Origin of the sequence: Collinsella aerofaciens (assembly GCF_040920445.1) — a bacterium.
Lineage (GTDB): Bacteria > Actinomycetota > Coriobacteriia > Coriobacteriales > Coriobacteriaceae > Collinsella > Collinsella aerofaciens_BH.
In genome coordinates this window covers 1-2,934 of the sequence record NZ_JBCOTQ010000089.1, presented here as the reverse complement: position 1 = coordinate 2,934, position 2,934 = coordinate 1, and the positions used below count along the sequence as shown (strand labels likewise).

Annotated in this window: 2 protein-coding genes; both read right to left on the bottom strand. The window is 61.0% G+C overall.

The window, feature by feature from the left end:
- Positions 1 to 65: 65 nt before the first annotated feature.
- Positions 66 to 1,595: a glycoside hydrolase family 32 protein gene (locus AB5405_RS09610; RefSeq protein WP_368138325.1), complete on the bottom strand. Its 1,530-nt coding sequence runs from the start codon at positions 1,593 to 1,595 to the stop codon at positions 66 to 68.
- Between the two features lie 106 nt (positions 1,596 to 1,701).
- Positions 1,702 to 2,934 (bottom strand): PTS transporter subunit EIIC (locus AB5405_RS09605; protein WP_368138324.1); only part of this gene is annotated, 1,233 nt, incomplete at its 5' end.

The following is a 2,934-nucleotide window of genomic DNA, read 5'->3' as shown; positions in this document are numbered from 1 at the left end:
CGATACGGGTGTTCCCCGCATCGTGGGCAACGGCTGCAGTATAGCGCCGATATGCGACGAATCGACTAGATGTTGAGCGTATGATAGGTCACGCTCGCACCCGGAGCGTCAACGGTCACGCCATAGGTCTCGGGATAGATGCGCGTCGAAAACACGAGCGCGCCATCGTTCACAAACACCTCGACCGACGAGACATCTCCAACAATGCGCACGTTACGGACCTCGTCGACGGGCTCCCAGCGCACGGTACGACCGCAACCGGCAGAAGCGCAGCTCTCATCGGTAAATCGCATCTCAAAGCGCGAGGGCAGCTCGCCATTGGCGGGCACAAACGCCAGCTTCAGCTCGCCATCAACGGTCGCGGTAAACGCATCGTCGACACCGTCGACAACAACGTCAAAGCAGGTATCGCCGGCAACCTCCAACGAGCCCTCCCCCACACGCACCGAGGCATAATGGCGCTCGATCTCGCGCGCCGGCTGCTGCAGCACCACGCCGCCAGCACCGGCTGTAAGCTCACGCGGCACCGTCATGCAGTGCTGCCAGCCCGCCACCAGCGTCGGCGCGTTGCCATAGGTTGGCTCATCGGGCATGCCCATCCAGCCGATCAGAATGTGGCGACCGTCCTCGGCCGTGAACTCCTGCGGCGCATAGAAGTCAAAACCGGCGTCCCACAGGCGGAACTCGCCCAGCTCATAGGCACCGTAACCACCGGCAATGTCGCCCGTTACAGGCATGTAGCCAGCAGCGTATACGTTGCCGCGGTCCCAACGGCCGCCCTCGAGGCCCTGGGGCGAGAACGACAAAAATGCAGCGGTATTGCCATTCGCATCGAGCTCGATATAGCCGGGGCATTCCCACATAAATCCAAAGCGACCGGGCGTAGATACACGGCTCTCGAGCTCCCAGCTCAGCATATCGGCCGAGCCATACACCAGGATCTCGCCCACATCACGCCCGGCACCCTCGCCGTGCATCGCACAAAAACGGCTCTCGACATGCGGCCCGTCTACGCGACGACGCGCGCCCAGCACCATGTGGTAACGCCCATCATCATCGCGCCACACCTTGGGGTCACGCACGTGGCAGGTCAAATCCTCGGGATAATCCTCAGACGCCAGCACCACGCGCTTTTGGCTGAACGTCTGTCCATCGACACTCTCGACATACACGGTGTCGGCGCGACGGCCGGAGTTGACATAGTCAAAGACGCCGTCAGCATCGGGGAGCTTAACGTTGCCGGTATAGAGCACGCGAATGCGACCGTCCTCGACCAATGCCGAGCCTGAATACACGCCATGGCAGTCGAACGGCTCGTCGGGAAGCAGCGGCGCACCAACATATTCCCATTTCATAAGGTCGCGGCTCGTGGCATGGCCCCACATCTTGACGCCGCCGTTCACGTCAAACGGGGCATACTGAAAGTACGCGTGAAATACGCCATCTGCCTGGCAAAGACCGTTGGGGTCGTTGAGCCAGCCCGCCGGCGGCATAATATGGAAGCGCTGGCCATATGCGCCATGACCGCACTCAGAGGCGGCGGCGTCAACAGCGGCGACCAGCTTTGCAAGGTCGCGACCAAGTGCATTAGACATATCAAAGTCCTAACGGATCGAAAGTTACAAGGCGCCAGAGATCGGCACCTGATGCGGGGAACACCCACGAGCATACAGCCCGAGGGTGTTCCCCAATCAAAAGCTCTTAGGCCTGCTCGGAAGCCTTGGGCTCGTCCTTGTACAGGACAAACGAGACGGCAAAGGAAACCAGCGCGGCGACCGCAAACATGATCGCGTACTGCACGGGCTGGGCCAGGCACAGCAGGATACCGAAGATACCGGTAACGCCCGTGCCGGAGGCAGCCAGCGAAGTGAGCGCGCAGACCAGGGCACCGCAACCGCCGCCGATGCAGCCGGCGATGAAGGGCTTAAAGAAACGCAGGTTCACACCAAAGATGGCGGGCTCGGTAATGCCCATGAAGGCGGACAGGGCCGAAGGAAGCGCCAGGCCCTTGATCTTGGCATCGCGGGTCTTAAAGGCAACGGCGAGTGCGGCGCCACCCTGGGCGATGTTGGCGGCGCTGGCGATGGGCAGCCAATAGGTCACGCCGTACTGAGCAAGCTGGCCCAGGTCGATGGCGGTGTACATCTGGTGGATACCCGTAACGACCGTGGGGGCATAGAACAGGCCGACGATAAAGGAACCGATGCCGAAGGGCAGGGTCAGCAGAGCCTGGATCAGACCGAGGATGGCGTTCTCGGCCCACACGAAGATGGGGCCGACGGCAACGAGCGTCACGAGCACGGTCACGAACACCGAGACGAGCGGGGTTACAAAGAGGTCGAACATCTCGGGGACAACCTTGTGGAGACGCTTCTCCAAGAAGGCGAGGATGGCGCAGGCGATGACGATCGGAATCACATGGCCCTGATAGCCAACCCACTCAAAACTGTACACGCCGGGAATGACGGTGACCATGGTCTGCACGCCCTCGGAGGCAACCGTGTAGGCGCTCTGCAGCGAGGAGTTGATGAACGCACCGCCGACGACAGCGCCCAGATACGGGTTGGCGCCAAAGGCCTTAGCCGCGGAGTAGCCGATCAGGATCTGCAGGATGCCAAAGGACGTTCCCGAGACCAGGTCGGCAATCTTATAAATAAAGTTATTAGTGTCGAGCGCGATAAAGCCGTTGGAGGCCATAAAGTTGAGGGCGCTCATAATGCCCAGCAGCAAGCCCGAAGCCACGATGGCGGGGATGATGGGGACAAAGACGTCGCCGAGCACCTTAATGGCACGCATAAAGATGTTCTGCTGCTGCGCCGCGGCCTCCTTGACCTCGGCCTTGGTGGCAGCCTCGACGCCGCTGAGCGCAATGAACTCGTCGTAGACCTTATTGACGGTGCCAGTGCCAAAAATAATCTGGAGCTGGCCCTGGGC

Bases quoted from the DNA above. Each gene is read 5' to 3' on its own strand.
- AB5405_RS09610 (WP_368138325.1), bottom strand. From the start codon at position 1,595: ATGTCTAATGCACTTGGTCGCGACCTTGCAAAGCTGGTCGCCGCTGTT.